Genomic DNA, 3,789 nt, shown 5'->3' with positions numbered 1-3,789 from the left:
ATCCTCCCGCTGGCACGCCGCTGGCACATCCACGCTCCCCCAGCCCAGGATTGATCTACCCGGCCTGGAGCGACCCGAACGCCGCGATCTTCACTGCCCTCTACCCGTCGCGCTCCCGGCCACCGCGGCTGACCATCGCAGACGACCGCCACAGGCGCATCACCCGGCCACCGCGGACCCACACCGGTACCACGGCCGTCCGCGGCATCGCCACCGACGCACGCCGGAGATCCCGAAAACACCCACGGCTGGCGCGGCGGATCCGGTGGTCGCGACCCGGCGGGTCATGCCCACGGTGGCCCATGCCCTGCCAGAGGCAGGTCGAGCAGACGAGGCGCTCTCCGCAGGACAGCGCGCGGGATGCCATGACCCCACGGGCCACCCGGCGCTTCGGCTGCTGACCCCGGGATCCCGGCGCGGTGGCTCCCGTGATGACGGTGATGACCGATCCGCCTGAGGGCCGCCCAAGGGGTGGGCATCCCCACGAGCCGTATATCGTCCGGACGCACGCCTTCGGGGCGCCACAATCCGGCGCCCCAGCTACGTCCGCTCGGCGTCCCCCGGGATGACCCACGATGGACACCACCACCCTGGTCGATGATCGTGTGGCCGGATCCGGGGACAGGAACGTGATCTCGGTATCTGTCTCACCCGCGAACGGCTCCTCTCCGTGATCGTCGGCGTCGTCGGCCACGCCGTATGCATCGCTGCCGGGAACCGTTGCGCACGGACACAGGCGACGCACGCGCCGGGAACCTCCCCGCGGCAGGCCGAGCCGGGGAATACCCGGACGTCCCTCGACCATGCGGCGGTCGCGGTCCGGCGGACGCATCAGCGGATCAGCACCCGTCGACCATCAGCCCCCAGTGATGTTTCCCGGGCACGGCGCACCGGACATCGGAGGGGTCACGGTCGCTCCGTGGTTTCCGCTGACAAGCGCGAACAGGTACAACCCGCCGGGGCCGTCGAAGGCGGCGAGGCGGCGGTCAGACGTCCACACACAGCGGTGTGCGGGGCGGTCCACGCACACCGCCGCAGCGCACCGACCGGATAACGGTTCGAAGATTCGTATGGTGCGGTCGCCGCCGGTCGTGGCGAGCCAGGAGCCGTCCGGGGACACCGCCAGCCCGCCCACCGGGTGGGTGTGGCCGGTGAGCACGGCGATCTGCGCGCCGGTGCGCGGATCCCACACCCGCTACTGGGAGCCCGGGACGAGGCCCAGCGCGGCCAGCAGGCGCCAGACGTCGGTCGATGGGTCGCGCCGCAGGACGGAGCAATGGGGGGAATATCCGGATCGGGCCGACCACCCCACGGACGACTCGTCGGCGGCGCTCCGGTCCACCGGCTTCGACTTCGCCTGCTCTGCATTACAGGCACCGTGTGCGCAGACGTCGACGAGTGCCCGTGCGTTCGCCGCTGCGGTCTTCTCTCTGCCCCGCAGGGCGTCACGCCGCACACCTTTGACGCTCTTGTTGTTCCGGTTGTCGTAGTCCTCGAACGCCTCGGCGCCCCGCAACTTCTCGACAACGATCTTACTGCCGCCACGCTGCGCCCCGGAGAAGGACTGGAAATGGAGGAGCAACCAGAGATCAAAGGACGGGTGCGAGAAACCAACTTCGATCTTGAAAGTGGCGGCGTCCTTCAGCGCCCGCCGGATATCCGCATCGCGGTCGGGGCCGTCTCGGTCGAACAGCACCCACGCCTCGTCCGTGCCGGCGTACAGGCGCACCGCCGCCACGGTTTCGGTCGGCAGCATGCCGTTCCTCCGCCAGACCGGCTGGATGCGGAAGGGCGGCCGGTCCCCGTCACCGTCACCGAATTCCTCGGTCAGGTAGTCCAGGTAGTCGGGTTCGGTGGACTCGCCCTCGCAGGCGACGTAGAGGACTCGCACCGCGCGGGAGCCGGCGCCCGGCCTGCGGTCCAAGGGGCGTGCGTCATCCATTGCCGTTCTGCGCCGACGGTACTTCGTAGAATCCCTGCCTTGGTGGCGGTGTCCACCCCGATCGCTCATGCCGTCGCCTCGCGCCGGGACAGTTCGCGGGTTATCTCACCTGCGGTAATCCGCGGGACGCCGCCGTAGCGACCGCGCAGGTAGCCGCGTTCGAGGTTCTCCTCCTTGCGCGGCTTGGCGTCAATCAGAGCGTACAGCTCGGTCTCACCCGAGCGTCTCTTCGTAGTGATCCACACCTGGTCGCGGTCGAGGGGGCGATCCAGGACCGCGTTGCCCAGCAGCGTGGCGTCGTGCGTCGTAAAGACCAGCTGGGAGCCATGGGGATTGGATGCGGGATCCTGGAAGAGCCGCACGACCTCGGCCGCCAGCGCGGGATGAAGGCTCGAGTCCAGTTCGTCCACCAACAGCGCGGTGCCCGAATCCAGCACGACCAGCAAGGGGCCGAGGAAGGCAAACCATGCGTGGGTGCCCATGGACTCCTCGGTGCGGAAGTCCATGGGGATTTCCCCGCCACCTGGTGCACGGTGGTGCAGCCTGACCTGGCCGGTGTCGCGGTCGACGTCGATCCCGGTCAGGCCGAGGTCCGCCACCGACAGCAGCCGGACGACCCAGTCACGGTAGTGGACCTCGCGTTTCGGGTCGGCGAGCAGGCTGTGTGTCCATGCCGTTCGGGCGGCGACGTCGGCTCCGGGGGGACCAGCCGGAGATTGTCCAGGAACCAGCGGTGCACGGCTGACAGCTGGGGGTCGTTCAGGGTGGCCCCCACCGAGAGGAAGAGCGCGTTCGGGCGGGTCAGCGCGACGAGGTCGTCACGCCTGCCCTTGAATCCGCTGCCCTTGAAAACGAACTCGTCCGCGCGGCCGGCCTCCCGGTCGAACCAGACGTTGCGCTTGCCGTGCGGGTATGCGTGGAGCCACTCCGCCTCGACGCGCTCGTCTGACAGTTCGAATCCGTAGGTGTAGCGGACCGGCTCGCGGCCGAGGAGCAGGTCGACCTCGAAAAGGCTGGTCGCATCCCTGTACGCCGGGTCCAACTTGAAGGGTTCGCGTGGGACGACTCCCGGCGACGTGGCCCAGTCCGCGAAGGAGCTGCGCACCGCCTCTTTCATGAAACGTAAGGCGTCGAGGAGGTTCGACTTGCCAGAGGCGTTGGCCCCGAAGACACCGAGCACCGGGAGCACGGTCACCGGCCGCCCCTTCGAACGCAGGGCCGTCTCGCGTGCGGTCCCCTCGTTGAACTCGGTGCCAATCAGTGACAGCTCATGCTCGTCGCGGATCGACCGGTGATTGGCCACCCGAAAGCGGAGCAGCATGATTGTCCTTTCGGCTAGACGCAGCCACGAGGCACGTCACAGACGTTTCTACGCACGAACCCTGCACATAACACCTTATGACGTTGGCCTAGGCGACGCCAGGACCGGACCACCGATCGAGAGTTGGATGGGGCCGACCCGCGCCCGTGACCGGGGACGATGCACTGCCGCCACCCGCACCGAGAGCCATCATGGTCTTCGTGGCTACGATGTGACCTGCCGTGCCGGCGCGGCACCGCCGCCGTCTCGGCCACCTGGGCAACTTGGGCCACCTGCACGGCACTCCGCGACCGCGACGCCGGTTCCGATCACGTCCTGGTCTATTGCCGTCGAGCTGCGACGTCAGCTCACGCGGGCCGGGCGGCACCGTGAGGCCGGGAACGCCGACGGCGGGTGGCGGCCCTGCGGGTCTCCCCGTACTTGTCGCTTGGGGTGGACCAGGGTGCAGGTGGAGGGTTCCCGTTTTCGTGGACAGTGGACTTCAGGCACGTTGTCTACGACAGTGGGAACCCTCCACGCCGGTCAT

At 68.7% G+C, this 3,789-nt stretch carries 5 protein-coding genes; 1 reads left to right on the top strand and 4 read right to left on the bottom strand.

What is annotated here, in order from left to right; genetic code table 11:
- Positions 1–457: hypothetical protein (locus MJ797_RS22235; protein ID WP_239340664.1), on the top strand; the 457-nt coding region annotated here is incomplete at its 5' end.
- A 399-nt stretch (positions 458–856) separates the two neighbouring features.
- On the opposite strand, the gene MJ797_RS22230 is transcribed toward MJ797_RS22235, so the two are convergent.
- From MJ797_RS22230 to MJ797_RS22215, 4 genes are all read right to left on the bottom strand, one after another.
- Entirely contained in the window at positions 857–1,192 is a 336-nt protein-coding gene (locus tag MJ797_RS22230) for a WD40 repeat domain-containing protein (RefSeq protein ID WP_239340662.1), read from the bottom strand.
- Between the two features lie 3 nt (positions 1,193–1,195).
- Entirely contained in the window at positions 1,196–1,942 is a 747-nt protein-coding gene (locus MJ797_RS22225) for an RloB family protein (RefSeq protein ID WP_239340659.1), read from the bottom strand.
- A gap of 65 nt (positions 1,943–2,007) precedes the next feature.
- Positions 2,008–2,541, bottom strand: coding sequence for an ATP/GTP-binding protein (locus tag MJ797_RS22220; RefSeq protein ID WP_239340656.1), 534 nt, complete (start codon positions 2,539–2,541; stop codon positions 2,008–2,010).
- Positions 2,523–3,263 (bottom strand): ATP/GTP-binding protein, encoded by a 741-nt coding sequence (locus MJ797_RS22215; RefSeq protein ID WP_239340644.1) that lies wholly within the window; start codon positions 3,261–3,263, stop codon positions 2,523–2,525. The genes MJ797_RS22220 and MJ797_RS22215 overlap by 19 nt, the downstream gene beginning before the upstream one ends.
- Positions 3,264–3,789 lie beyond the last annotated feature (526 nt).

Source organism: Protofrankia sp. CiP3 (genome assembly GCF_917627345.1).
Lineage (GTDB): Bacteria > Actinomycetota > Actinomycetes > Frankiales > Frankiaceae > Protofrankia.
The sequence above is the reverse complement of the archived record's forward strand: the minus strand, read 5'-3'. Positions and strand labels throughout refer to the sequence as shown.

Coding starts and splice junctions, on each gene's coding strand:
- MJ797_RS22215 (WP_239340644.1), bottom strand. CDS start 3,263: ATGCTGCTCCGCTTTCGGGTGGCCAATCACCGGTCGATCCGCGACGAG.
- MJ797_RS22225 (WP_239340659.1), bottom strand. CDS start 1,942: ATGGATGACGCACGCCCCTTGGACCGCAGGCCGGGCGCCGGCTCCCGC.